The sequence below is a fragment of the Arthrobacter sp. CAN_A214 genome (genome assembly GCF_015751955.1).
Taxonomy (GTDB): Bacteria; Actinomycetota; Actinomycetes; order Actinomycetales; family Micrococcaceae; genus Arthrobacter_D.
In genome coordinates this window covers 56,048-80,377 of record NZ_JADOUU010000010.1, presented here as the reverse complement: position 1 = coordinate 80,377, position 24,330 = coordinate 56,048, and the positions used below count along the sequence as shown (strand labels likewise).

The 24,330-nt window shown below is 66.0% G+C and carries 24 protein-coding genes; 11 read left to right on the top strand and 13 right to left on the bottom strand.

Annotated features, from left to right (window positions below):
• Positions 1-68: 68 nt before the first annotated feature.
• The 4 genes from IWX65_RS10505 to nirB are packed head-to-tail and all read right to left on the bottom strand — an operon-like array spanning position 69 to position 5,560.
• Complete coding sequence (locus IWX65_RS10505) at positions 69-680, bottom strand: class I SAM-dependent methyltransferase (protein WP_196882687.1); 612 nt, start codon at positions 678-680, stop codon at positions 69-71.
• Positions 681-705: 25 nt separating this feature from the next.
• On the bottom strand, positions 706-1,869 hold the full coding sequence (locus tag IWX65_RS10500) for a uroporphyrinogen-III synthase (RefSeq protein WP_196882685.1): 1,164 nt from the start codon (positions 1,867-1,869) through the stop codon (positions 706-708).
• Positions 1,866-2,891, bottom strand: coding sequence for a uroporphyrinogen-III C-methyltransferase (cobA, locus tag IWX65_RS10495; protein ID WP_196882754.1), 1,026 nt, complete (start codon positions 2,889-2,891; stop codon positions 1,866-1,868). The genes IWX65_RS10500 and cobA overlap by 4 nt, the downstream gene beginning before the upstream one ends.
• Positions 2,892-2,893: 2 nt before the next feature.
• Positions 2,894-5,560, bottom strand: a complete 2,667-nt coding sequence (nirB, locus tag IWX65_RS10490; RefSeq protein WP_196882683.1) for a nitrite reductase large subunit NirB — start codon at positions 5,558-5,560, stop codon at positions 2,894-2,896.
• Positions 5,561-5,801: 241 nt separating this feature from the next.
• Between nirB and nirD the strand changes: the two genes are divergently transcribed.
• The 4 genes from nirD to IWX65_RS10470 all read left to right on the top strand — a co-directional run bounded on the left by nirD (position 5,802) and on the right by IWX65_RS10470 (position 8,940).
• Positions 5,802-6,203 (top strand): nitrite reductase small subunit NirD, encoded by a 402-nt coding sequence (gene nirD, locus IWX65_RS10485; protein ID WP_196882681.1) that lies wholly within the window; start codon positions 5,802-5,804, stop codon positions 6,201-6,203.
• Between the two features lie 45 nt (positions 6,204-6,248).
• Positions 6,249-7,019: a sirohydrochlorin chelatase gene (locus tag IWX65_RS10480; RefSeq protein ID WP_196882679.1), complete on the top strand. Its 771-nt coding sequence runs from the start codon at positions 6,249-6,251 to the stop codon at positions 7,017-7,019.
• Between the two features lie 72 nt (positions 7,020-7,091).
• The gene (locus IWX65_RS10475) at positions 7,092-8,159 is read left to right on the top strand and encodes a spore photoproduct lyase family protein (RefSeq protein WP_196882677.1); all 1,068 of its coding nucleotides are present in this window, start codon (positions 7,092-7,094) and stop codon (positions 8,157-8,159) included.
• A 10-nt stretch (positions 8,160-8,169) separates the two neighbouring features.
• Positions 8,170-8,940: a YqjF family protein gene (locus tag IWX65_RS10470; RefSeq protein ID WP_196882676.1), complete on the top strand. Its 771-nt coding sequence runs from the start codon at positions 8,170-8,172 to the stop codon at positions 8,938-8,940.
• Here IWX65_RS10470 and IWX65_RS10465 read toward each other — a convergent pair.
• Positions 8,912-9,604, bottom strand: coding sequence for an SDR family oxidoreductase (locus tag IWX65_RS10465; protein WP_196882674.1), 693 nt, complete (start codon positions 9,602-9,604; stop codon positions 8,912-8,914). The genes IWX65_RS10470 and IWX65_RS10465 overlap by 29 nt on opposite strands.
• Before the next feature lie 121 nt (positions 9,605-9,725).
• Here IWX65_RS10465 and IWX65_RS10460 point away from each other — a divergent pair, with 121 nt between their 5' ends.
• Both IWX65_RS10460 and IWX65_RS10455 read left to right on the top strand, forming a co-directional pair.
• Entirely contained in the window at positions 9,726-10,271 is a 546-nt protein-coding gene (locus tag IWX65_RS10460; protein WP_196882753.1) for an AMIN-like domain-containing (lipo)protein, read from the top strand.
• A gap of 342 nt (positions 10,272-10,613) precedes the next feature.
• Positions 10,614-10,829: a hypothetical protein gene (locus IWX65_RS10455; RefSeq protein WP_196882673.1), complete on the top strand. Its 216-nt coding sequence runs from the start codon at positions 10,614-10,616 to the stop codon at positions 10,827-10,829.
• Between the two features lie 80 nt (positions 10,830-10,909).
• Here the strand turns inward: IWX65_RS10455 and IWX65_RS10450 are convergent, their stop codons facing one another.
• The gene (locus tag IWX65_RS10450) at positions 10,910-12,034 is read right to left on the bottom strand and encodes an alcohol dehydrogenase catalytic domain-containing protein (RefSeq protein WP_196882752.1); all 1,125 of its coding nucleotides are present in this window, start codon (positions 12,032-12,034) and stop codon (positions 10,910-10,912) included.
• A gap of 111 nt (positions 12,035-12,145) precedes the next feature.
• Here IWX65_RS10450 and IWX65_RS10445 point away from each other — a divergent pair, with 111 nt between their 5' ends.
• Together IWX65_RS10445 and murJ are read left to right on the top strand one after the other, a co-directional pair.
• Positions 12,146-13,342 carry a TerC family protein gene (locus IWX65_RS10445; RefSeq protein ID WP_196882672.1) on the top strand — a complete coding sequence of 399 codons (1,197 nt, stop codon included), beginning with the start codon at positions 12,146-12,148 and terminating at the stop codon, positions 13,340-13,342.
• A gap of 34 nt (positions 13,343-13,376) precedes the next feature.
• The gene (murJ, locus tag IWX65_RS10440; RefSeq protein WP_196882671.1) at positions 13,377-14,921 is read left to right on the top strand and encodes a murein biosynthesis integral membrane protein MurJ; all 1,545 of its coding nucleotides are present in this window, start codon (positions 13,377-13,379) and stop codon (positions 14,919-14,921) included.
• A gap of 29 nt (positions 14,922-14,950) precedes the next feature.
• On the opposite strand, the gene IWX65_RS10435 is transcribed toward murJ, so the two are convergent.
• The 4 genes from IWX65_RS10435 to arsB form a co-directional block, all read right to left on the bottom strand.
• Positions 14,951-16,150 (bottom strand): carboxylate--amine ligase, encoded by a 1,200-nt coding sequence (locus IWX65_RS10435; RefSeq protein ID WP_334683802.1) that lies wholly within the window; start codon positions 16,148-16,150, stop codon positions 14,951-14,953.
• Between the two features lie 236 nt (positions 16,151-16,386).
• A complete protein-coding gene (locus IWX65_RS10430) occupies positions 16,387-17,823 on the bottom strand; it encodes an NAD(P)-binding protein (RefSeq protein ID WP_196882670.1) in 1,437 nt (478 codons plus the stop codon).
• Between the two features lie 80 nt (positions 17,824-17,903).
• A complete protein-coding gene (locus IWX65_RS10425; protein WP_442859188.1) occupies positions 17,904-18,371 on the bottom strand; it encodes an arsenate reductase ArsC in 468 nt (155 codons plus the stop codon).
• Between the two features lie 2 nt (positions 18,372-18,373).
• Positions 18,374-19,501, bottom strand: coding sequence for an ACR3 family arsenite efflux transporter (arsB, locus tag IWX65_RS10420; protein WP_334683801.1), 1,128 nt, complete (start codon positions 19,499-19,501; stop codon positions 18,374-18,376).
• Positions 19,502-19,612: 111 nt separating this feature from the next.
• Here arsB and IWX65_RS10415 point away from each other — a divergent pair, with 111 nt between their 5' ends.
• Together IWX65_RS10415 and IWX65_RS10410 are read left to right on the top strand one after the other, a co-directional pair.
• Positions 19,613-19,975, top strand: a complete 363-nt coding sequence (locus IWX65_RS10415; RefSeq protein WP_196882668.1) for an ArsR/SmtB family transcription factor — start codon at positions 19,613-19,615, stop codon at positions 19,973-19,975.
• Positions 19,976-19,994: 19 nt separating this feature from the next.
• Positions 19,995-20,423: an arsenate-mycothiol transferase ArsC gene (locus IWX65_RS10410; protein WP_196882667.1), complete on the top strand. Its 429-nt coding sequence runs from the start codon at positions 19,995-19,997 to the stop codon at positions 20,421-20,423.
• A gap of 33 nt (positions 20,424-20,456) precedes the next feature.
• Here IWX65_RS10410 and IWX65_RS10405 read toward each other — a convergent pair whose 3' ends face one another.
• The 3 genes from IWX65_RS10405 to IWX65_RS10395 all read right to left on the bottom strand — a co-directional run bounded on the left by IWX65_RS10405 (position 20,457) and on the right by IWX65_RS10395 (position 22,833).
• The gene (locus tag IWX65_RS10405) at positions 20,457-22,094 is read right to left on the bottom strand and encodes an ABC-F family ATP-binding cassette domain-containing protein (RefSeq protein ID WP_196882665.1); all 1,638 of its coding nucleotides are present in this window, start codon (positions 22,092-22,094) and stop codon (positions 20,457-20,459) included.
• A 69-nt stretch (positions 22,095-22,163) separates the two neighbouring features.
• Positions 22,164-22,382 carry a hypothetical protein gene (locus IWX65_RS10400; RefSeq protein ID WP_196882663.1) on the bottom strand — a complete coding sequence of 73 codons (219 nt, stop codon included), beginning with the start codon at positions 22,380-22,382 and terminating at the stop codon, positions 22,164-22,166.
• 73 nt (positions 22,383-22,455) lie between these two features.
• The gene (locus IWX65_RS10395) at positions 22,456-22,833 is read right to left on the bottom strand and encodes an alpha/beta fold hydrolase (protein WP_196882661.1); all 378 of its coding nucleotides are present in this window, start codon (positions 22,831-22,833) and stop codon (positions 22,456-22,458) included.
• 161 nt (positions 22,834-22,994) lie between these two features.
• Between IWX65_RS10395 and IWX65_RS10390 the strand changes: the two genes are divergently transcribed.
• Positions 22,995-24,314, top strand: a complete 1,320-nt coding sequence (locus IWX65_RS10390; protein ID WP_196882659.1) for a M20 family metallopeptidase — start codon at positions 22,995-22,997, stop codon at positions 24,312-24,314.
• The last annotated feature ends 16 nt before the right edge of the window (positions 24,315-24,330 follow it).

The window sequence follows — 24,330 nt, the reverse complement described above, 5'->3', positions numbered from 1 at the left end:
GCCCGCGCGTCTGCGATAGCCGCGGTACATCGTAGGAGTCGACTCCGGTGCAGGGTGCCGCGCGCAGCCTAACGCGCGCCGGGTGAAAGGACCGCCACGAGGAAATTGCTGTCCTCAGTCCAGGGCCGCAGGTCCCAGGTGGAGAACGTGGCGTCCACGGTGAAGCCGGCCTGCGTCGCGTCTTCGAAGAAGCTGTCCCAGGCGTAGCCGCGTTCGCTGCCGAATCCGATCACTGCACGGCCCGAGGATGCCAGGTGCTCACGGAACCGTAGGAGAACGGTGCCGGCCGTGCCCGGTGCAAGGAACGCCATCACGTTGCCCGCGCAGACGACGACGTCGAACGGCCGGGCGAGGCCCTCACCGAGGAGATCGAGTTGTGCGAGGTCGCGGACATGCCAGGTAGCCGTGGGGTGATCCCGGATTGCCGCGGCGATGAGCTCACGGTCGAGGTCCACCCCGACGACGTCGTGTCCCCTGCCTGCCAGTTCGCCGCCGACGCGGCCGGGACCGCAGCCTGCGTCGAGGATTCGGCTGGTCCGGCCCGCCATCGCGTCGATCAGGCGGGCCTCTCCGTGCAGGTCGGCGCCGCCGGACCGGAGCTCCTCGAAGCGTTCGATATAACGGGTCGAGTGTCCAGGATTCTCGCGGACGTGGATCTCCCACAGGGTTTCTTTACGCACGCAGCAAGGCTACCGGACCTGCCGTTCACACCCCCAGCCGGTAGCCGCGCTTGATGACCGTCTCCACGAGGGTGGGGTCGGGAAGGGATTTGCGGAGCCGGTTGACGCTCATTTCCAGGGCATGGTCCGCCCCGCCGGTGGCGAGTATCCCGGCCAGGGCGGTCCGCCCGACGACGGCGCCTCCGGCGGTGAGCAGCGTCTTCAGCAGGAGAAGCTGAGCGGGGGCGAGGGCGATCCGAACGTCGCCGACGATGACGGCGCGGCCCCGGATCTCCACCAGCCCGGACCGGGTCTGCAGTTGTTTCACCTGGTGCTCGGCCAAGTGCTCGCACACCATCCGGATCAGGGCACCCATACGGAACCGTTCGGGTACCAGCGGTTCGATTCCCGCATCGAGCAATGGCTGGGCAGTGACGGGTCCCACTGCCGCCGCCACCAGGCCGTTCCGAAAGCGGTTCGTCAGCGCTTCCAGCAAACCCAGTTCCGCTGCGGTGCTGAAGAGGGCGTCCACGGCCGGCGCGCTGGTGAACGTGACGCAGTCCAGTTGGCCGGCGCAGGCTGCCTCGATGAGCCGGGGCAACCTGTCCGCTCCTTCGGCTTTGATCCACCGGTACGGGGTCACGGTCAGGATCCGGGCGCCGGCTGCCCTCAGTCGCTCAAGCTGATGGACATCGGCGTAGCCATGCAACTGGACGCCGATGGTGAGCCCCGTCAGATCGAGTTGCAGGAGCATGTCCACCAGGGTCGCGGTGGTCTCGTCGTGGCTGATCCCTGCATCGCTGAGGCCGGCAGCGCGCACCGCCCCCCGCGCTTTCGGCCCGCGAACGTAGATCTCGCCGGCATCGAGGATCTCGAGGAGGGAATCCCCGAGGCCGGCGGCATCTGCGGCTTCGAACCAACGCCTCATGCCGTAGGCAGTCGTAATCACGAAGAGGTCCGGTTGAGCGGAGAGCATTGCGCGGGTGTCGGCGAGCAGGGTCACGTCTTCGGCGATCGGCGCGATCTTCAGGGCAGGCGCATGGAGCACCTGGGCCCCGCGGCGTTCAAGCGCCTCGATGAGGTCAGCCGACCGGCGGTCCGAGGTCACGCCGATGCGGAACCCCTCCAACTGCTTGTGGGGCGCCCGGTCACTGGCTGGACCACTTTCGGTACTGGCCGGATCACTTACGGTACTGCCTGGATCACTCACGGTACTGCCAGCTGCTGCGGAAGGGCGGCCAGTTGTGCTGCCCCTGCAAGGTCCAGCCCCACCCGCACCACCTCACCGATGACGAGAACAGCGGGAGACTGGCAGCGTGCAGACCCGGCAGCGGTCACGATTGTGGCCAGCGTTCCGGTGGTGGTCCGCTGCGATGGACTGTAACCCCGCTCGACGACGGCGACCGGCATGTCCTGCCGCATCCCTGCCCTCGTCAGACCGGCTGCGAGTTGGGGGAGCGTCCCGACGCCCATGAGCACCACGATCGTTCCGCCCAGCCCGGTCAGGTGGAGGTGTTCGTCATCAGTCAGGGGTGCATGGCCGGATACCACAGTGAAAAGGTGGCTCACTTCCCGGTGTGTGACGGGTATGCCGGCTGCGGCTGGAACGGCGATCGCGGAGCTGATACCGGCAATCACACGGCACGGCACCCCTGCTTCCACGCAGGCTGCCAGTTCCTCGCTTCCCCGACCGAAAACGAAGGGATCACCACCCTTCAGGCGGACGACGTGCCGTCCAGCCAGAGCCAGGGCGATCAGCAGGGCCTCGATCTCCCGTTGGGGAATCGGGTGGTGCCCTGGCTGTTTTCCGACGTCGACCAGTTCCGCGGCAGGGGCGAGTTCCGGAAGGTCCGCGGTCGGCGCGAGCCGGTCGAAGAGGACGACGTCGGCTTCTTTCAGCGCCGCGGCCGCGTGCAGGGTCAGTAGACCGGTGGCGCCGGGTCCGCCGCCCACCAGGGTCACGCTGCCATTGGGGAGAGCGGCTTCCTCGTGCGTGAGCGGAATTCTGCGGAGACGGCTCAGTTGTTCCACCTGCGCCCAGCCCGGCTGGCCGTCGTCGACGACCGCTACCAGCTGGACGTCGTCGAGCATTGACGGATTGAAGTCCCCGGGACGTTCCAGGCGCCGCACAGTTGCCCGGGCTGCCTGGTAGCGGCGTACTGCACGGCGCGAGGCGGCCTCGCCTCCGGTGATGAGCACGGTGCGTCCGGCAAGATCGATGCGCAGCTCCACGGTCATGCCTCCACCGACGCTGTAGCTTCGCGCAGCGGGATCGTCGACCCCAGCAGCACCGGGACGGGAGCACGGCGGCTCTCCTCGATTTCAGCCTCGGTGGCAGGTCGGCGCTGGCCGCGTTCCTCGACGAGGACGATCGACTGATCGGCAGCATCAGGGGCATTGACGAAGGAACGGAAGCGCCGCAACCGTTCCGGGTCCTTCAGCGTTGCCGCCCATTCGTCTTCGTAGTGGTCGACGTGGCGGGCCATTGCCGCCTCGAGGTCGGCCCCGATTCCCAGCGAATCCTCCACCACCACGCTCCGGACGTGATCGATGCCGTTGTCCAGTTCCTCCATCCACCGGGCGGTGCGCTGCAGGCGATCCGCGGTGCGGATGTAATACATGAGGTACCGGTCGACGTACCGAATGAGCGTCTCGTCGTCGAGGTCCTTGGCCAGCAGTTGGGCGTGCGCGGGCTGGAATCCACCATTGCCTCCGACGTAGAGGTTCCAGCCCTGATCCGTGGCAATCACCCCGACGTCCTTGCCGCGTGCCTCCGCACATTCCCGTGCGCAGCCGGAGACGCCCATCTTGAACTTGTGCGGTGCGCGTAGCCCCCGATAACGCAGTTCAAGATTTATGGCCATGGACACGGAATCCTGGACGCCGAAGCGACACCAGGTGGACCCGACGCAGGACTTCACGTTGCGCAGCGCTTTTCCGTACGCCTGGCCCGATTCGAAGCCGGCTTCCACAAGGATTTTCCAGATCTCGGGCAGCTGCTCAAGGCGCGCTCCGAACATGTCGATGCGCAGGGCCCCGGTCAGTTTCACGTAAAGGCCGAAGTCCTCGGCGACGCGGGCGATGACTGCCAGCTTCTGTGGGGTGATCTCGCCGCCGGGAATCCGGGGCACCACCGAATATGTCCCGTTCCGCTGCATGTTCGCCAGTGCACGGTCATTGGTGTCCTGAAGTGTTCCGCGCCCGCCGTCCAGCACATACTCCGCGCGCTGGCTGGCGAGGATCGAGCCGATCACCGGTTTGCAGATGTCACAGCCATGGCCGGCCTTCGCCGTCTCGTCCACTCCGAAGCGGGCGAGGATCTCGGTAAAGGACGCCAGATCGAGGGCCTGGATGGCTTCGAACAGTTCGGGGCGTGACATCGCGAAGTGTTCACACAGGCCCTTGGAGATTGCCATTCCGGTTTTGGTGAGTTCACCGTTCAGCAGTTTCTTGAGCATCGGCACGCAGGAGCCGCATTGGGTTCCGGCCCGGGTGCAGCCCTTGAGCGCACCCATCTCCAGTGCGGGCTCGATGCTTGATCCGTCGGGCGCAGTGCCGTGGACGGCCGAGCGGCACGCTCCGGCGGTGACGTTGTTGCAGGAACACAGGATGGCGTCGTCCGGCAGTTCGGTCTCCGGGGCAACGCCGGTCGTGGAGGACAGGTAGGCGCCGGGTTCGGCCGGCAGTTCGCGGCCGAGCATGGGGCGCAGGGCGGTGTACGGGGAGGCATCTCCTACGAAGATCCCGCCCAGCAGGGTCTTGGCGTCGTCGGTGACCACGAGTTTCTGGTAGAGCCCGCGCGCAGGATCTGCGTACACGATCTCCAGGCTCGTCCCGGTTCTGGCGAAAGCATCACCGAAGCTTGCAACCTCCACTCCTGACAGCTTGAGTTTGGTCGCCGTATCGAAGCCGGGGAACGTCGAGGTACCGCCCCGGATGCGGTCGGCACACACCTCAGCCATCAGGTTGGCCGGTGCCACCAGGCCCATGCAGGTGCCCCCGAAATCCGCTACCTCACCGATGGCCCAGACTCCGGGAGCCGATGTCGCGCAGGTTCCGTCAATGCGGATACCGCCGCGGGTGCCCAGTTCCAGGCCCGCCGCTCGTCCCAGTTCATCGCGGGGCGTGATGCCGACAGCCATCACCACGAGGTCGGCCGGGAGAACCTTGCCGTCGGCCATTCCCACTCCGGTCACACGGCCGGTGCTGTCGGTTTCGATACTGCTGGGGTACACCCCGCAGTGGACCGCCACGCCCCGAGCGGTGATCAGGCGCCTCAGTGCTTGCCCCGCGCCTTCATCGAGTTGTGCGTTCATCAGCCAGTTGGAGCCGTTGATGACGGCCGACGAGGCACCGAGCTGCTGAAGCCCTCCGGCCGCTTCCAGTCCCAGCAGTCCGCCACCGATGACGACCGCTCTGACCGGCTGTTCCAGGACGGGTTCCAGCGTGGCAACGGCGGAGGCCATGCGCCGCACATCCTCAAGCGTGCGGTACACCAGGGCGTGCTCAGCTCCCGGAATGGCTGCGCGTGCGGCATCCGATCCCGTGGCGAGAACGAGTTCATCGTAGTCATAGCGTGTTCCGGAGAGTCCGGTGACCTGCTGTGACTCAAGGTCGAGTGCCGTAGCCGGTTCTCCCGTCAGCAGATGGATGGCGGGTTCACGCCACATCAGGGGTTCACCGAGGGAAAGGTCGACGTCCTCGACCAGCGCCCGGCTAAGCGCCACCCGGTCATAGGGCACGGAGGGCTCTTCGGCAAGGACGGTGATGTGCAGACCATCCATTCCGCCGCGCCACAAGGTCTCCACGAAGCGATGGGCCGCCGGTCCGCCGCCGACCACCACGATCCGGCGAAGAGGGCCCTTCCCGGACTCAGCGCTGAAGGGTTGAACGTTGACCATTGGTACACCTCTCCCGCCGGAAAGTTGTCCCCGGCCTAAGCACCCAGCCTAGGAACCGACGGTTTCCCTCACGTGTCCCGAATGTATCGCCACGTTAACTTTGGCCTCACGGGACAACGGGAGGGCCGGTGAGACCGAAGTTACCGCGGGGCAACAACACAGTCCTTCGGCCGAAATCAGGGACGCCTAGATTTCTGGGATACCCACATGGACCGTAGCAGCGCCAAGAGGAAGGGCCACCATGACTGAACTCGTCCTGGACAAGGTTGAGAACGCAGATTCGGACGGGGCGCAGACTACCGCGAGAACAGGCGCTCCGGCCCTGTGGCAGCACGTCTGCCCTTTGGCGGACCTGGAGGAATCGTGGGGAGAGGCAGCACTCATCGGAGACGAACAGATTGCACTCTTCAAACTGCCCGGCGGAAAAGTTCATGCAGTGAGCAACCGGGACCCTCGAACATCCGCGCAGGTGATGGCCCGGGGGATCGTGGGTTCCACAGGCCTCCGCCCGACCATCGCTTCACCTCTTCACAAGGAGATCTACGACCTCGAGACCGGGGAATGCCAGCTCGGCGGTGCCGGCCTGACCATCTATCCGACGCGTATCGTCGATGGAATCGTGGAAATCGCAGCAGCAGCATAACCAGCGAGTGGACGTTTCATCCCGCAGCGATGTTCTATGGGCAGCATGACAGAAACAGCAATCCTTATTGCCTGTGCCCATGGAACCGACAATGCGGCGGGCCGCCGCGAGATCGACAGACTCCGCGAGGAGATTGCCGGACTTCGCCCCGGAATCGATGTCCGGGAAGCATATGTCGATGTACAGCAGCCGGAGCTTCCGGACGTCATCGCTTCCCTGCCTGAGGGTGTTCCCGCGATCATCGTTCCCCTGCTGCTCTCGGTCGGTTATCACGTCAAGGTGGATATCGCCCGCGCCGCCCAAGGCCGGTCCAATACGTTTGCCGCCCTACCCTTGGGCCCGGATCCCCGCCTGGCAGGGCTTTTGGCGGGCCGGCTCTTGGAGGCGGGCGTTCGGGATCCCGAAGCGGTGGTGCTCGCCGCCGCGGGCTCGTCCGATGCCTGTGCCAGTGTTGACGTGGGTCATCTGGTCCGGGACCTGCAGGCCCTGCGGGCCGGTCCGGTCCGACCGGGGTTCGGATCAAAAGCCCGGCCCTCGGTTCCGGAGGCCACGCGTGCCTTGCGGGCAGCCAGCCATGCCGGCCGTGTCGCCGTGGCTTCCTACCTTCTGGCACCTGGATACTTCCACGACCAGCTGTCGCTTTCCGGTGCAGACGTGGTGAGTGCGCCCCTCCTGCCACACCCCGTGGTCGCCGAGGTGGCATTGGAACGTTACGACGCCGTGGCCCTTCGCCTTCAGCAACCGGTCCCGCCGACGCCGCGAAACTGCGACCGCCCTTGCCGCGCAGCAGTGGAAACGTGCGTGCGGGCCTACTGACCGGGCAGGCTGTTTTGTCAGTGGCATTGGCTAGCCTCAAGGGGTAAGGACGTACCATTCCGGGAAGGTTGCATGCTTCAGGCCAACAAGCTGCTGCAGATCAGTCGTATCTATATCGAGCCGGCAGCCGCCGCACTGCCCCGCGGGCAGGAGATCCTCGCGCGCTGGCCCGAGGCCGACGTCGTCGAGGTGGCCAGTCACTGGCGCATCCCCGAGCTGAACGGCAACGAGGCCAACGTGCAGCGGTGGGTCCGCATCAAGACCGAAGCGTTGGTGGTGGGCGTCAAGAAAAGCCTGAGCGCGAAGCCCAACGGGCGGTCCGCGGACTTCATCGCGCCGTCGACGGCGAACGGCTGCGCCATGGCGTGTGCCTACTGCTATGTGCCCCGTCACAAGGGTTACAGCAACCCCATCACGGTGTTCGCGAATATCGATCAGATCAGCGGTTACCTGGAGCGGCACGTCGCACGGCAGGGCATGAAGCTCGAACCCAACCAGTGCGACGATTCCGCCTGGGTCTACGACATCGGCGAGAACAGTGACTGCTCGGTCGACGCCCTGGTCAGCGACAATGTACAGGACCTCGTGGAGCTGTACCGGGAACTGCCCACTGCGAAGCTGTCCTTCGCCACCAAGTACGTGAACCGCGAGCTGCTCACGTGGGATCCGCAGCGGCGAACGAGGATCCGCTTCTCGCTGATGCCGGAGAAGATCGCCAGAACCGTCGACGTCCGGACCTCCCCTGTCAGCGAGCGGATCGCCGCCATCAACGACTTCGTGGATGCCGGTTACGAGGTCCACGTCAACTTCTCACCCGTGATCATCACCCCCGGCTGGCTGCAGGAATGGAAGGAACTGTTCCTGCAGCTCGATGCGGCGCTGTCACCAGCAGCGAAGGAACAACTTGCTGCGGAGGTGATCTTCCTGACCCATAACCAGCAGCTTCACGAGGTGAACCTCGGCTGGCACCCTCAGGCCGAGGAGATCCTATGGCGTCCGGACCTGCAGGAGGTCAAGAAGTCCGGCAACGGATTCACCAACGTGCGGTACATTGCCTATGAGAAGCGGGGGTATCTCGACAAGCTCCTGGCCCTTGCCCAGGAAACTATTCCATACTGCCGCATCCGGTATGCCTTCTAAGGGGAGCCTCATGGCGTCTGAACCAGTCAGCCACTGGCCGGAACCCCCGGAGCTCCCGCGCCCGGTCATCATGGACCAGTTCTGGGCCGACGCCGTCTTCCTGCACTGGCGGATCCCGCCGTCGACGGCGGCGCGGTTCATGCCGCCGGGCACCGTTCCTGACGAGATCGACGGCTCGGCCTGGGTGGGGTTGATCGGTTTCCGCATGGACGGCGCCGGTGTGGGCAGGAGCCTGCCCGTTCCTTACTTCGGTTCGTTCGCCGAGATCAATGTGCGCCTCTACTCCCGGGAGGAGGACGGAACCAGGGGGGTGGTCTTCGTCACGCTCGATGCCTCCCGACTCGCCGTCGTGCTCGCCGCCCGGGCCGGCGGGATCCCCTATGTGTGGTCTCGGTGCCGTCCCCTCGCTGCAGGAGAGAGGCCGGCGTCGTACGGGTACGACGTCGCACGGTACCGCGGGCAGGCGTCCTCGCGCTTTGCCGTGGAGCCGGATCTGGCGGGCAAGGCCGACGACGCCGTGTCCCTCGAGCTGACGGCCCGCTTCGGCCTGCACAGCACGTTCGGCGGACGCACGCTGTACATTCCCAATACCCACACGCCGTGGCCCCTGCATCCGGCCATGGTGACCGAGCTCGACGACGGGCTCCTGCGCGCTGCGGGATTCTCGGTGGACGGGCCGCCTGACTCCGTGCTGTTCTCGCCGGGTGTCCAGACCCAGTTCGGAAAGCCGCGGGTGGTGCCCGGTCGAGCTCCTAGCGGATTCCGGAGGGCCGGATGCTGAGGGTCTCGATAGTTGATTCGGGGGTGGCGTCCACTGTGAGCCGGACAGCCTTCGCCACCTGCTCGGGGCGGATCCAGGCCTCCGGGGTGTAGTCCTTGCCCTCCCAGTCGTGCAGTTCCTGCTGCATGTCGGTGGCTACGCGGCCGGGATGGATTGAGCTGACGCGTACCCCGTGGCTGCGTTCCTCTTCGCGGAGGGCATCGGTCAGCGCACGGAGCGCGAATTTCGTGCCGCTGTAGATTGCGGATCCGGCACCCGAGCTGTAGCCGGAGCCGGAGTTGATGGCAATGACCTGCCCCCGCGCGGTTCGAAGGGCCGGGAGGAGCGTCCTGGTGAGCGAAGCGACGGCGAAGAGGTTGATCTCGAAGCTCTCCCGCCAGGCGTCCTCCGGAATCTCCGCCACCGTACCCATCCGCAGCACTCCTGCCGAGTGGATCAGCACGTCGAGGTGGCTGATGCCGGTACAGGCCTGTCCCATCTGGGCCGAATCGCGGAGTTCCGCTGCAAATGGTTCAGCTGAGGGGAAGTCTGCGGCGAGGCTTTCCAGCGCCTGGGCGTCCCTGCCGCCCAGCAGGAGATGGTGGGTCGAGGCGAGCTCCCGTGCGATGGCGAGTCCAATACCGCGGGAGGCTCCGGTGACCAGGGCAACAGGGAGTCTTGTCATGGGGAAATCCTAACAATTCGGCGTCACTCCCCGGACGCGCGGTCCTTTCCTCCGCAGTGCTCTTACCATGGATTTACCTATCCAGCAAATTTTGAGGTGGTGCGTCATGAGTTCTTCGCGCATGGCAGGGAAAATACCTGCCACACTCGCCACACTCGCACTCGTTGCGGGCCTTGGCATCACCGGAACCGCGCCAGCGTCCGCGGCGTGCGGGACCACGTGGGGGTCGCTTCCAAAGGCAAGTAGTTCGATTACCAGCGCGCCTATTACCAACGTGCGTACTGGGCGGCATGACTGTTTCGACAGAATGGTCATCGATTTTCGCGGGAAAGCCCCCAGTTACAGCATCAAGTACGTCTCCAGCGTGCACGGCATCGGTTCAGGGAACCATATTCCCCTCCGCGGGAACGCCGATCTGCGATTGATTATGGATGCTCCGGCGTATAACGAATGGGGACAGGCTACCTATCACATCGCAAACCAGAACGAGCTGTCGAACGTCGACGGCTTCCTGACCTTCCGGCAGCTTGCCTGGGGCGGTAGCCACGAAGCGCAGACACTCATCGGACTGGGCGTCCGTGCCCGGCTCCCGTTCCGGGCGTTCGTGCTCGACGGCCCAGGAGGAGGGTCGCGTCTGGTCATCGACGTCGCCCACTACTGGACGTGATGAAAGCCCTGACCGGGTCGGGATAAAGCGGACAAACCCGGCCCGGTCAGGGCCTCACTTTGGCACTGTACAACCCCGGTCGAATAACGTCCATGCCGGAGGTCGCTGAAGCGCTTGATCCAGCTCTGCGGCGGGTTTCGGTTCAGCGTCCCCCTCCGGTGGAGGCGACCCGGGTAGGGAGAGGTGCACCCGGTATAGTGAGGGCGGCCCTGTCGTCGAAAACTCCCTGCCGCTCCCACCCGGTGAATGAGGAACCGCAGGGTCCACTGGGCGTCGGGGCCATCAGATGCCTCGTCGAGGCCTCGCGGCACCACCGCTCCATCTACCGGAAGTCGCAGATCAATGAACATCACGAACGTGCGCAGCTCCATCCAGGTACAGGCTGACAACGCACTTCAGCTCGAGGAACGTCTGAACGCCGCCCTCGAGGACCTCCAGCATGTGGCCACCGGCACCTGCTCCCAGGGAATCCTGATCGACCGGGTCCAGCCGGGCCACTATACGGTCTCACTCAGTTCCGAGGTTCCCTATGGGTTCACGCACGAGCGCAGCTACTAGCACCAGCCAGGAACCCAGGTACGCAGAAAGGCTCCTCCCGTCCGGGAGGAGCCTTTCCGTGCGTATCGGGCCATCAACTATCAGTCCATGGTGAAGATGCGCCGCACCACGCGCCCGTCCGCGAGCGCGTCCAGGCTCTCGTTGAGGTCGGTAAGGGGCCGCGTGTCGGTGTGGAGGAGTTCCACCGGCAGGCTTCCTGAACGCCACAGGTCGAGGTAGGCCGGAATGTCCCGGGAGGGCACTGCATCTCCCATGTAGGATCCCAGGAGCCGCTTGCCCGTCCCCGCGAACTGCAGGGCCTGCACAGTAAGCTCCTGTTCGGGATGCGGCAACCCCACGGACACCAGGGCGCCGCCGCGTGCCAGCAGGGCGAGTCCGGCCTCCATGACGCGGGCGCTGCCCACCGCTTCAATAACGACGTCGGCGCCCTCCCCGCTCCCGGTGAGGCCCGCGAGGAGCCCCGCTGCTTCATCGGGGGAGCCGGCCGCGTGCGCACCGCACCGCCGCCCGAGGTCCTGCTTGGCAGCGAGCGGATCGATGGCCACCACCGTGGTGTCACGAACCTGTGCTGCGGCCATGACGGACATGAGCCCGACGGCTCCCAGCCCGAATACCACCACGGACTGCCCCGGCTTCACCTGGGCCGTATTGAGGACAGCGCCAATACCGGTCAGGGCCGCGCACCCGAACATCGCGGCGATGTCGAACGGTACGTCGTCGTCGATCACCACCGCCGACTCCCGTGCCACGACGGCGTACTCGGAGAAGGCGGAAACGCCCAGGTGATGATTGATCCGAACCCCGTCCTCCGAGCGCAGGAGGGCGTCGCCGTGCAGCAGGTTCCCGCTTCCGTTCGCTTCCGCTCCGCGGTAGCACAGCGCGGGACGCCCGGCACTGCACGCCCTGCAGTCCCCACATGACGGCACGAACACGAGCACCACGTGGTCCCCGGAAGCCACATCGCTGATATCCGGTCCTACCTCCTCAACCACTCCTGTCGCTTCATGGCCCAGCGCCATCGGGAGGGGCCGCACGCGGGAGCCGTCGATCACCGAGAGGTCGGAGTGACATAGGCTGGCGCGCTCGATCCGGACGAGGAGCTCCCCGGCCCGTGGACGGGGGATGGGAACGTTCTCGATCCGCAGGGGGTTGCTTTCCGTATAGGGACGGCTTGATCCGGCGGTGTGGAGCACGGCGCTGCGCATGGTCGATCTCATGGAGTGTCCCCTGTTCGAAGTGAAGGTCCTGCGCCAGTTTAGGCCGGACGCACTAGCGTTAGGGATAGAAGCCCACCGGAGTACCAAGGAGACCGCAGGATGGAAGTACCCTTTTACGTCTGGACACTCACGATCGTGGGCATCGTAGGATTGCTGCTGTTCGACTTCTTCTTCCACGTCCGGAAGGCACACACGCCCACCCTGCGCGAGTCGGCGATCTGGTCCTCCATCTACGTCGGCCTCGCCCTCGTATTCGGTGTGGGAGTCCTGATCTTCGGGGGCCCCACCATGGGCACCGAGTACTTTGCCGGCTATGTCACCGAGAAGGCATTGTCGGTGGACAACCTCTTCGTGTTCCTCATCATCATGTCCACCTTCAAGGTGCCCCGCGCGGATCAGCAGAAAGTGCTCCTGTTCGGGATCGTCTTCTCCCTGATAGCGCGGACCGCCTTCATCTTCCTCGGCGCCGCGCTCATCAACAGCTTCGCGTGGATCTTCTACATCTTCGGACTGATCCTGCTGATAACGGCGGGCAACCTGCTGAAGCCTCATGCGCACAGCGACGACGGCCAAACCCTCATGGTCCGCCTCGCGAAGCGCTTCCTTCCCGCCTCGGAGCACTACGACGGCGACAAACTGTTCACCGTCGAGAACGGCAAGCGGGTTCTCACCCCGATGCTGCTGGTCATGGTGGCCATCGGCGGAACCGACATCCTCTTCGCCCTCGATTCGATTCCTGCCATCTTCGGACTCACCCAGAACGTCTTCATCGTCTTCACCGCGACCGCGTTCTCGCTGATGGGCCTGCGCCAGCTGTTCTTCCTCATCGACGGACTGCTCGACCGCCTGATCTACCTTTCGTACGGGCTGGCCGTAATCCTCGGCTTCATCGGTGTGAAGCTGATCCTCCACGCCCTGCATGAGAACAACCTGCCCTTCATCAACGACGGTGAACCGGTGCCCGTCGTCGAGATCAGCACAGGACTCTCGCTCAGCGTGATCCTCGGGGTCCTGGTGGTCACGGTCCTCGCGTCCGTCTTCAGCCCGAAGGGCAAGGCGAAGAACGCCGTCTCGGGTGCGAAGCGCCATGCGGAGGAATACCTGGACCTCAACTACGAAACGGACATTGCAGAGCGCGACAAGATCTTCGAGAAGATGTGCGCCGAGGAAGCCGAGCTGAAGAAGCTTCCCGAGAAGTACAAGCGCCTGATCCGGAACGAGACCGAGTTCATGGATCTCATCCGGCAAGCTCATCATGAGCACGATCGCGCCCTCGAACGTGAACCGGGCCGCTAGCATTCGATGAGAAGCATGACCACACCGGCCCGGCATGGCGGCGGAAGCCATCGCTAGGCAAGGAAGCGTCTCGCGCGCCGCGGTTCTTGTCACTGCACTGACAGCGATCTCCACCCTGTTCGGCTTCCTCCGCGACGTCGTGATCGCTGCCGTGTACGGCGCTGGGGCCAGCCTTGATGCCTACCTCGTGGCGCAGGGGCTCATGAACATCGTGCTCGGGCTGATCGCCTATGCCATGGCCCGCTCGGTAATTCCTGTCACGGCGCGTGAAGCGGCAGCCGAACCGGACGGATGCAAGGGGCATTCGGGTTTCGATGTGGCGCTCACCGTCACCATGGTGGTCCTCGGGCTCGGCGCGATAGTGATGGGGATCTTCGCCGGCCCCGTGACGTCCCTGATCGCCCCCGGCTTCGAGGGAGCCCAATTCGAATTGACCCAGCAGTTGACGCGCATCGTCCTCGTCGCCACGGTGCTCATCGCGGGCACCGACCTGCTGGCTGCGGTGGCGCAGGCTCACGGACGGGTGGTGTGGTCATCCCTGCAGGGAGTGCCCTTCAACATCATCATGATCGGTGCTGCGGGGGTCTTCGGACCCCGGTACGGAATCTCCGCGCTCGCCGTGGGTTTCGTCGTCGGGTCAGGAGCACGGCTTCTGCTCCAACTCCCACCGTTGCGTGCACTGGGAACCCGGGTACGGCCGAGCTTGGCTCTCCGGGACCCGGGTTTCCGCGAGATCGCGCGCCTGGTGCCGCCGCTGCTGGTCGGCAGTGCCATCGGGAACATCAACACCCTGGTGGACCGGGCCGTCGGATCCACGCTCGAGGAGGGTGCGATCACCGCACTGTCCTACGGCTGGCGGCTGGTCAACCTGCCGGAAACCCTGCTCATCGCCTCACTCCTGGTGCCGCTGTATCCGGCCCTCAGTGCGGCGTCAAAAGACCCCACCGAAGTGCGGCGGTTGGTGGGCCGCGGCCTCGCCGTGACGGTGACTGTCCTCGCTCCGCTGTGCCTGATCCTCGCCCTGGCGGCTGCTCCCCTTGTTGAACTGGCCTATGGGAGGGGGGCTTTCGACGCCGAGGACGCCGCAGCCACCGCCACCGCCGTGGTCTGGTACGCCCCCGCGCTCATCGCGCTCGGGTGCCGCCAGGTGGTGGTGAGCGCGTCCTACGCCGTGGGTGACTCGAAGGCGCCGGTGATCGTCGCGGTGGTGGCAATGCTGGTGAACGTGGTGGGCGACATCCTGTTGGCCCCGGTCCTCGGGATTGCGGGGATCGCCCTCGCTACGAGCGCGTCACTGCTGGGGGCGGCGCTTCTGAACGGCTGGCTGCTGCACCGCCGTCATGGAGGGCTCGACGCCGGTGCCGCAGCAGCGCTGGTCGGGCGAGCGGCGCTGCTGGCCGTCGTCGCCGGAGGAGCCGGCCTCGTCGTCGCCCAACTGCTGGACGGCCGGCACCCCGCTGTCCTGGCCGGTGCCATCGGGGCAGTCGTGGGGGGACTGTATGTGCTCGGGCTCATGGTCCTGCGCGCACCGGAGCGCCACGTTCCCTTCGACATGCTGCGGGCGGCGCGACGCAGATAGTTCCCAGCGGTACGCCCCGGGAGCAGGAGTCACTTCCCGCGCGCGAAGCGTCCCATCGCCAGGTTCAGCGTGGGGCCGACGTCCCGGGGATCCCAGATGCTGTGCTGGGCCCTCCGGGACCACGCCAGAGTACTCACGACGTCGGCGACCAGGCCCCCGCGGCGCTCCACGGACGCGCGGCGCAGGTCCCCGGCCAGCCAGACGTACCGCACCCCGGGCCGAGCGTCATCGAGGGATGCCACCGACTCGCCGAGTAGGAGCCGGCCCCACATGTCCGTCAGTCCCGGCCGTGCGGCGTTAGCCAGTGCCATGGAGCCGAAGAACCGGCCGTTGAGGTCGATCAGGTAAGGCACGCCGTCGTCGCCGGTCAGGAATTGGAGCTCGACCAGTCCGTGCCACCCCAGCTCGGACAGGAGCGCCTCGACCTTGCGCGCGAGCTCCTCATCGACCGGAATGGTCTCTGCGCGGGCGGACGCGCCGTTGGGGGTGGGCCACAGCCTCGTGGACAGCTGCTGGGTCCTTCCGCTGAGGTGCCCCCCGTGGAAAACGCCGATCAGGGCGCCGAGGCCGCCACGGATGACCTGCTGGAGCACCGGCTGGGCCCCCGCCTGACGGATGCGCTTGATCTGGGGCAGAGCAGCAGTGATATCAGGGAAGAGCTTGGCCTCGATGCGGTGCGGCCGCGTCTGTCCGGGCGACCAGTGTTCGCGGCACTTGACCACCACCGGACCCCGCCAATCCTGCACCGACTGGTCGGTCGCCAGCTCGGTGGAGGGGGCCGCGAGCCCCACCCTCGCCGCATACTGCGACAGCTGCACCTTGTCCAATGCGGCTTCCACTACACCGGCATCGGGATGGGCCACAAGCGTCGGTATCTCGGAGCGATACTCGGCAAGGGCGGCCATCCAGTCGTCGCCGCCGCCGAAAACGATGTCGTAGGCGCCGGCTTCCACTGCCTGGCGGACGCCCTCGATGAACGCGGACCCGTTGTGGCGCGGCCGGGGGACCAGGTGATGGGCGTCGCAGGCTCGCGAGGCGCCCAGCATCCCGCCGGAATCGGGCGTGCCGACGCCTACGAACCAGCCCGCCTGCCGGAGGGACCGGGCTGCCGCCAGCGCGCCGCGGTCGCGACCGGTGCCCACGATGAGTGCCCTCCGCTGCGCACGTCCAGCGGAGATGTCCCGCAACGCGGGGTGGGTTGCGGGCACCTCGTCATCGGTGTTTCTCAACTCGAACCTCAAAATAGTCTTGGTACTGCTTCTGGTGCACAGCATCAGCCGGCGATTGACGACGGGCCACCCCTGCCCAACCACAACGCTATCGGGAAAACATAAGAACTGCTCCCACAATCGGCTCAGGCGCGCCGATGCAGTCCACGGGGACGGAGGCCGAAGCGGGTGTATGACGTCGGGAAGCTTCTGTCCGCGGGCATCGACCCCGCGTCTGCGGCGGCTGCCTGTGGCTTCTAGTAGCCGGCGTCGCTTGAGCGACCGTGGGCTGTTCCTGTGAGGACGCCGATACCGACCAGCTGCGGTCCGGAGCAGCAACCCGTCCCGGTGCCCTCCTCCGGCACCTGATCGGTCGTCTCCCCGGCCGTGCCGCAGGAGTTGGAGGCGACGGGTGCGGGCGCATCACATGAGCCGCCGAGGTCCGTACTGCAGACCCCGGTTTCGGGCAGCTCGAGCTGCAGGCGGGACGCATCCGCGGAATCCCCCGCGATACTGGCGACCACGGAGCGGACCTGTTCGTAGCCGGTGGCGAGCAGGAACGTGGGGGCGCGCCCGTAGCTTTTCATCCCGACGAGGTAGAAATTCTTCTCCGGGTGGGCGAGCACATCGGCGCCGTGGGCGGGAACGGTTCCACAGGAATGGAACTCGGGATCGATCAATGGGCCCAGAGCGCGGGGGGCTTCGACGGCGGGATCGAGCTCGAGCCGCAGTTCACGCAGGATTCCGAGGTCGGGGCGGAAACCGGTTGCCGGGACGAGGGCGTCCACCTCGAAGGTCCGCTGCCCCGCGGCAGTGGATGCCGTGACTGCCAGGGCCGTCCCACTGACGTCCAGTGCAGTGATGGTGCAGGAGGTGATCAACTCGACGACGCCGTCGTCGACCAGTGCCCGGAGACGGCTACCGAGGGCACCCCGGGCAGGCAGTCCGTCGAGGGCCCCGCCCCCGTAGAGGCGGTCCGCGGACCCGGTTCCCCGGACCGCCCACACGATCGAGGTTTCGGGAGCGGCTTTGGCGACCTGGCCGAGGTTGATGAGCGTATTGGCGGCCGAGTGTCCTGCACCGACCACCAGAACCCGTTTGCCCGCAAACCTGGTGCGCTGCTCCCCGGTCACATCCGGCAGGGGTTCGGTGATTGAACTCGCCGCGGAGTCCTCGCCCAACGCTGGTAGGCCACCCTGACCCAACGGGTTGAGCTGGCTCCAGGTGCCGGAAGCATCGATGACGGCCTGCACCAGGTGGTCCCGGACGCCGTCAGGCCCTGTGACCCGGACCAGGAACGGTTGCTCGTCGCGGTCCTTCGTGCGGGTCTTGTCCATCCCGAGCCGGGTGACTGCCAGAACCCTCGTCTTGACGTGCAGCGCCTCGGCAATGGCCGGAACGGCTGCCAGGGGTTCGAGATAGTCCTCGACGAGTTCCCGCCCGTACGGCAGGGCGGTAGGGCGAGGCCCTGACCAGCCTGTGGGTTCCAGGAGCCGCCGGGCCGCGGGATCCACGTTGTACTGCCAGGGGGAGAAGAGGCGGATATGCGCCCACTGCCGGATAGCGGCACCCACCAGGGCGCCCTGTTCGAAGACCAGCGGAGTCAGCCCACGTTCCAGCAGGTGCACAGCTGCTGACAGTCCGATCGGGCCGGCTCCGATCACGGCTACGGGAAGTGCTGTTCTCTCACGCATGGGGCGTTCTCCTGAATGGGGGTGGTGACGGTACTGGGCAAGCCTCCGACCGCGGCAAGGCAACGTCGATTTGCAGGTGCCTACGGGTGGGCGGGAGCCCCGGCCGGTAGGAGTTCGGAGATCAGTTGCTGGATACGGGTCCTGATCTCGTCCCGGATCGGGCGGACGGAGTCGACGCCCTTGCCCGCGGGATCCTCGAGCACCCAGTCCTCGTAGCGTTTGCCGGGGAAGTAGGGACACTCATCCCCGCAGCCCATGGTGATGACTACATCGGATGCCTTCACGGCGTCGTCGGTCAGGATCTTCGGGGTTTCGGCGGTGATGTCGATCCCCTCCTCGGCCATCGCCTCGACGGCCGAAGGGTTGATCTGGTCAGCGGGCTGTGAACCTGCCGAACGTACTTCGATGCGGCCCTCGGAAAGGTGGCTCAGGAATCCGGCGGCCATCTGCGACCGGCCGGCATTGTGGACGCAGACGAACAGGACGGACGGTCTGCCGGCCTCGGCGGCGTCCGTTGGCATGGCGGCCGGAGTGCGGGATTCAGTCATGGTTATACCTTCGTGGTGGCAGGATCAGCGATCCCGGAATGGATGACGGTATCGGGGGCGGGAAAGTACCTGGTGCGGGCCCAGAGGGCGGCGTAGACCAGCGCAACGAGCACTGGCACTTCGATAAGGGGACCGACGACGCCGGCGAGGGCCTGGCCCGAGGTGACGCCGAAGGTGGCAATAGCGACGGCTATTGCGAGTTCGAAGTTGTTGCCCGCAGCAGTGAAGGCGAGGGTGGTGGTGCGGGCATACCCGAGGTTGAGGAGCCGCCCCAGGACCATGCCTGCGGCGAAGACAATGAGGAAGTAGGCCAGCAGCGGCAGTGCGATCCGGGCGACGTCGAACGGGTTCGAGGTGATCTCATCCCCTTGGAGCGCGAACAGCAGGGTGATGGTGAACAGCAGGCCATAAAGCGCCCAGGGCCCGATCTTCGGGAGAAAACGCTCCTCGTACCACTGGCGGCCCCTGGCTTTCTCACCCACAGTTCGGGTCAGATAGCCCGCGAGCAGAGGGATGCCGAGGAACACCAGGACGCTGGCGGTGATCGCCCAGAAGGAGAACTCGGCACTGGTGGTCGGCAGTCCGAGGAGGTTCGGCAGCCACTGCAGATACACCCAGCCGAGGGCTCCGAAGGCGAGGACCTGGAAGACGGAGTTGAGAAAGACCAGGACCGCTGCGGCTTCGCGGTCTCCGCAGGCGAGGTCGTTCCAGATCATCACCATGGCGATGCACCGAGCGAGGCCCACGATGATCAGCCCGGTGCGGTATTCGGGCAGGTCCGGCAGGAAGATCCAGGCCAGCGCGAACATCAGTGCCGGTGCGGCCAGCCAGTTCAGGACCAGCGAGCTGATCAGAAGCTTGCGGTCCTTCAGGACCGCCCCGGTTTCGTTGTACCGGACCTTCGCCAGGACCGGGTACATCATGATCAGCAACCCCACCGCGATGGGCAGGGACACATTGGCGACCTTCACCGAGTCCAGCGCTTCGGAGATGCCCGGAACGAAGCGGCCCAGAAGCAACCCGGTGACCATGGCGGCGATGATCCAGACCGGGAGGAACCGGTCGAGGGTCGAAAGCTTCCCCCGGACGGCGGCTTCGGGGCGTGGGCCGGATAGAGAGTCGGTACTCACCGTGCTCCTTTCTGCGGGGAAGGATCGCCCGCTGTCACATACATTGATCGATATCGATACGAGTATGGTGAAAAACATCGATGGTTGTCAATGTCAGTGCATAATGGTGGCATGACCACCATGTCCCAAGTTCGCCCTGAGGGGTCGGTTGCCCCTGCGCCCTGCTGCACGCCGTCGGGATCACCGGCAATGAGTGCTGCGCGGGCTCTGGAGCTCTCGAAGCAGTTCAAGGCGATAGCGGATCCGAACCGGTTGCGACTGGTCTCCCTGATCTCCTCCAGCGACGGAAGTGAAGCGTGCGTCTGCGACCTGACCGCGCCGCTCGGCCTGGGGCAGCCCACGGTGTCCCACCACCTGAAGATCCTGGTCGACGCCGGGATCCTGCACCGCGAGAAGCGCGGTGTGTGGGCATACTATTCCCTCGTGCCCGGGGCACTGAACACCCTTGCGGGAGTCCTCGGCGAATCGCGCTGACTCAGGAAGTGAGACCTGTATGAGCTACAAAGCCGCCAAGCCCGCTGTGCTGTTCGTGTGCGCAAAGAACGGGGGCAAGTCCCAGATGGCAGCGGGGCTCATGCGCAGCGCCGCAGGGGACTCCGTAACCGTCGCGTCTGCGGGAACGAATCCTCGTGCTGCCATCAACCAGCTCTCGGCCGAATCGCTGGCGGAGATCGGAGTGGACATCAGCGGCGAATTCCCGAAAGCTGTCACGGTGGAGGCCCAGCAAGCGGTCGACGTCGTCGTCATCCTCGGGGCTGAAGCCCAGCTCGATGAGATCGAAGGAACCCGGTACGAGCGGTGGGAGACCGACGAACCGAGCATCCGAGGCATCGAGGGGCTGGAGCGGATGCGACTGGTTCGCGACGACATCGACGAGCGCGTCAGGGTGCTCCTCGGTCAGTTCAGGGAACAGGCGGATTGAGCTGCTGGTGATCGTCGGCCAACACGTCTTTTCCTACCGGATCCGCACCGAACCGCTGTCGACCTCCCAGCGGGCATCCAGGCGGACATTGGCGAGGAGCCGTCGATCATGGGTGACCAGCAGCAGTGCGCCGGTGTAACTCTCGAGCGCATCCTCGAGCTGCTCGATTGCCGGCAGGTCGAGGTGGTTGGTCGGCTCGTCGAGCACCAGGAGATTCACCCCGCGCGCCTGCAGCAGTGCGAGTCCGGCCCGCGTGCGCTCGCCGGGGGAGAGCGATCCGACGACGGCGCCCACCTGGTCGGCCTTCAGTCCGAACTTCGCCAGCAGGGTCCTTACTTCGGCCTGCGCGAGGTTCGGGACTGCCGCCTCGAACGCATCCCCGAGCGGCAAGCCCTCCGCCAGCTGGCCGCGTGCCTGATCGATTTCGCCGACCGCCACGTTCGACCCGAGGGAGGCGGTGCCGACGTCCGGCTCCTGATGGCCCAGCAGCAGCCGGAGCAGCGTCGACTTTCCCGCGCCGTTGGGCCCGGTGATCCCGATCCGCTCACCGGCGTTGAGCTGGAGTGACACCGGGCCGAGGGTGAAACCGCCCTGCGTCACCGATGCGTTGTTGAGGGTGGCCACCACGGAACTCGAGCGCGGCGCGGAGCCGATGCTGAACTGCAGCTGCCACTCCTTGCGCGGTTCCTCGACCTCCTCCAGGCGGGCGATCCTCGACTCCATCTGGCGTACTTTCTGCGCCTGCTTCTCCGACGACTCCATGCTGGCCCTGCGCCGGATCTTGTCATTGTCGGGGCTCTTCTTCATTGCATTGCGGACGCCCTGGGAGCTCCACTCCCGCTGCGTGCGGGCCCGCCCGACCAGCTCCGACTTCTTGTCGGCGAACTCCTCGTACGCTTCGCGCGCATGGCGCTTCGACACAGCACGCTCCTCGAGGAAGGCGTCATAGCCGCCGTCATATACCGCGACCCTGTTCTGCGCCTGGTCGAGCTCCACCACGGTAGTGACGCAGCGGGCGAGGAACTCGCGGTCATGGGAGACGAGCACGGCGCCACCCCTCAGTCCCAGCATGAACTCCTCGAGCCGCGCCAGCCCGTCGAGGTCGAGGTCATTGGTCGGTTCGTCGAGCAGCACCATGTCGAACCGGCTCAGCAGCAGGGCAGCGAGCGCCACCCGCGCCAGCTGGCCACCCGAGAGTGCGGTGGTCGGCGTCGCGGGATCGATGGCCTCGGCCACGTCGGCCAGGACCGCGGGCATGCGTTCATCGAGGTCGGCGGCGCCGGAAGCCATCCAGTGATCGAGCGCCGCAGCGTAAGCGTCATCCGCCCCCGGCGTCCCGGAACCCAGGGCCTCCGCCGTCCGCTCCATGGTGACCGTCGCCGCCGTCGACCCTGTGCGGCGCCCAAGGTACTCGGCCACCGTTTCGCCACTGATCCGCTCGTGCTCCTGGGGGAGCCAGCCCACGAAGGCGTCGGTCGGACTGGTGCTGACCGACCCCGCGAACGGGGAGTCCATGCCGGCCAGCAGCTTCAGGAGTGTCGATTTGCCGGCGCCGTTCGGGCCGACCACGCCCACCACATCTCCCGGCGCAACCGTCAGGTTCAGGTTGGCGAAGAGGGTCCGGTGTCCGTAGCCGCCGGACAGTGCCTTGGCCACGAGGGTTGCAGTCATTGCTCCATTTTAGGCAGTGGAATGCCCGCGGCTGACCGAGCTGGAACCGTGCTCCGGTGGGCAATGCTGTTACACGGCGACACGCCAGATGCTGTATTCGTCCAGGTGGAGGATGGCACGATGGCCGGCCGTCGAATCACGGATCCATACAACTCCCAGCCCCGGAGCCGTTTCCTCGACGCGGCCGCGGTAGTGGACCTCGTCCTTTCGGCGCGCCTCTACGGTATCTCCCCTGCGAAGTGCCCGGAGATCGTCGATGCGGGTCGAGGTGGAAATCGTCAGGGACATGGGAACTCCTTGGGCGAGGGCAGGCGCCGGGCATTCCCGGGTGCCTCCATGGTGTCCGGAGATTGTTGCTGGATTATTTCCGGGGCGTTATGTCCTTATTGGGCGGTGGATCAGGTCCCAGGGGGTGGCGGCTGAGGAAGTCAGCCAAGGCAGCCGCAAGCGGTGCCGCATGGGTGATGGCGAGTGAATGATCTGCACCGGCAAGCACCATTTCTTCGGCTCGGGGTAACCAGCGCAGCAGAAGCTGCCGTACTTCCGCGAACCACGGTCCGCTGTCGCTGCCGCCGATGTACAGGACGGGTGGAGTAACCCGCCCGGCGTCGTCGGCTCCGAAACGCCAGCCGAGGAGGGCCGGGATGTCAGTTGTGAAAAATGTTTCGGCGTCGCGTTCTACATCAGTGGCATGGCCGGCACAGCGCTGCTCGAGGTCAGTTCGCCAGGCGGGTCCCATGAGACGGGTCAGAGTGCGCTGCTAAGCACAAGTATGCAGTCGATGAAGGCCACAGTGAAGCCGTTGCCGGGTCAGGTTTCAGGCAGCGGAAGGGTCCGCTTTGTTACCTCGGATTTACCCGGCACACTGCCTTCCGGGCAATAGTTGCCTAAGCTACTCAGATGACCGAACCCACAGTTCCGGATCCCGCGTACCTTCAGCAGATCGACTCCGAGACACGAAGACTGCTGGGCGCCGCCACAGTCCAGGAGTCGCCGTTCACCGGTGCGCCTGCGGACCTCGTGACGGAAGTCGAGCGGGCGATTGACGGACTATCCGGCGAACTGGACTCCGTGGTCCACACCCTGCACGCCCATCCTGAGACGGCGTTCCAGGAACACGCCAGCGCGGAACTCCTTCACCAAACCCTCACGAACCGAGGGATCGAGGCCCAACTGGGAGTCCACGGGGTGGAAACCGCAGTGCGGGCCGAAGTGGGGGACAGCTCCCGGGGCAGGACGATCGCCGTGCTCGCCGAGTACGACGCCCTGCCGGGGGTCGGCCACGCCTGCGGCCACAACGTCATCGCCGCGGCGGGCGTCGGAGCGTTCCTCGCTCTCGCGGCCGTGGCCGACCAGCTCCCCGGACGGGTGGTGTTTCTCGGGACGCCCGCGGAGGAAGGCCACTCGGGCAAGGAGATCATGGCCCGCCATGGGGCCTTCGACGACATCGACGCAGCCATCATGGTGCACCCCTACGGGTATGACCTCGCGGACCAGGTGTGGCTCGGCCGCCGGCTGCTCACCATCACCTTCACAGGCGTCGAAGCGCACGCCTCCGCCCAGCCGTTCATGGGACGGAACGCGCTCGACGCCGCCAACCTCGCCTACCAGGGCATCGGGCTGCTGCGGCAGCAGTTGCCGCCGTCGGACCGGGTGCACAGCAACATCACCGAGGGCGGCCAGAGCCCCAACATCATTCCCGGACGCGCGGTGATGAAGCTCTACGCCCGCTCCAAGCACCCCGAAACCCTGAAGGATCTCAGTTCCCGGCTCGAGGACGTTGCCCGGGGCGCCGCCCTGATGACCGGCACCGGCGTCGAACTGCTGTGGGACGAGCATCCACCGTCGCTGCCCATCCGCACCAACAACGCCCTGACCGGCCGCTGGGTCGCGGCCCAGCAACGGCGCGGGCGCTCACCGCTACCGCTGGGCGTCGTCTCCGAGACGCTCGCCGCCTCCACGGACTTCGGAAACGTCAGCTACCGAATCCCGGGCATTCACCCGCTCATCCGCATCGCCGATCCCGGAACGGCTCTCCACACCGAGGGCTTCGCCGCAGCGGCGAACACCGGGGCCGCCGAGAAGGGCGCGTCCGACGGCGCCGCGGGGCTTGCGCTCACGGCGCTCGATTATCTGTGCGACGAGGACCTGCAACGCACGGTGCATGAGGAGTTCGAATCCTCGGGCGGCGCCATCGACGTCCCCTCCTATTTCAACTGACCCGCGATCCGCTAGG

Excerpts from the sequence above, each read along its gene's own strand:
- nirB (WP_196882683.1), bottom strand. The coding sequence starts at position 5,560 with ATGGTCAACGTTCAACCCTTCAGCGCTGAGTCCGGGAAGGGCCCTCTT.
- nirD (WP_196882681.1), top strand. The coding sequence starts at position 5,802 with ATGACTGAACTCGTCCTGGACAAGGTTGAGAACGCAGATTCGGACGGG.
- IWX65_RS10480 (WP_196882679.1), top strand. The coding sequence starts at position 6,249 with ATGACAGAAACAGCAATCCTTATTGCCTGTGCCCATGGAACCGACAAT.
- IWX65_RS10475 (WP_196882677.1), top strand. The coding sequence starts at position 7,092 with ATGCTTCAGGCCAACAAGCTGCTGCAGATCAGTCGTATCTATATCGAG.
- IWX65_RS10470 (WP_196882676.1), top strand. The coding sequence starts at position 8,170 with ATGGCGTCTGAACCAGTCAGCCACTGGCCGGAACCCCCGGAGCTCCCG.
- IWX65_RS10465 (WP_196882674.1), bottom strand. The coding sequence starts at position 9,604 with ATGACAAGACTCCCTGTTGCCCTGGTCACCGGAGCCTCCCGCGGTATT.
- IWX65_RS10460 (WP_196882753.1), top strand. The coding sequence starts at position 9,726 with ATGGCAGGGAAAATACCTGCCACACTCGCCACACTCGCACTCGTTGCG.
- IWX65_RS10455 (WP_196882673.1), top strand. The coding sequence starts at position 10,614 with ATGAACATCACGAACGTGCGCAGCTCCATCCAGGTACAGGCTGACAAC.
- IWX65_RS10450 (WP_196882752.1), bottom strand. The coding sequence starts at position 12,034 with ATGCGCAGCGCCGTGCTCCACACCGCCGGATCAAGCCGTCCCTATACG.
- IWX65_RS10445 (WP_196882672.1), top strand. The coding sequence starts at position 12,146 with ATGGAAGTACCCTTTTACGTCTGGACACTCACGATCGTGGGCATCGTA.
- murJ (WP_196882671.1), top strand. The coding sequence starts at position 13,377 with ATGGCGGCGGAAGCCATCGCTAGGCAAGGAAGCGTCTCGCGCGCCGCG.
- IWX65_RS10430 (WP_196882670.1), bottom strand. The coding sequence starts at position 17,823 with ATGCGTGAGAGAACAGCACTTCCCGTAGCCGTGATCGGAGCCGGCCCG.
- IWX65_RS10425 (WP_442859188.1), bottom strand. The coding sequence starts at position 18,371 with ATGACTGAATCCCGCACTCCGGCCGCCATGCCAACGGACGCCGCCGAG.
- IWX65_RS10415 (WP_196882668.1), top strand. The coding sequence starts at position 19,613 with ATGACCACCATGTCCCAAGTTCGCCCTGAGGGGTCGGTTGCCCCTGCG.
- IWX65_RS10410 (WP_196882667.1), top strand. The coding sequence starts at position 19,995 with ATGAGCTACAAAGCCGCCAAGCCCGCTGTGCTGTTCGTGTGCGCAAAG.
- IWX65_RS10405 (WP_196882665.1), bottom strand. The coding sequence starts at position 22,094 with ATGACTGCAACCCTCGTGGCCAAGGCACTGTCCGGCGGCTACGGACAC.
- IWX65_RS10400 (WP_196882663.1), bottom strand. The coding sequence starts at position 22,382 with ATGTCCCTGACGATTTCCACCTCGACCCGCATCGACGATCTCCGGGCA.
- IWX65_RS10395 (WP_196882661.1), bottom strand. The coding sequence starts at position 22,833 with ATGGGACCCGCCTGGCGAACTGACCTCGAGCAGCGCTGTGCCGGCCAT.
- IWX65_RS10390 (WP_196882659.1), top strand. The coding sequence starts at position 22,995 with ATGACCGAACCCACAGTTCCGGATCCCGCGTACCTTCAGCAGATCGAC.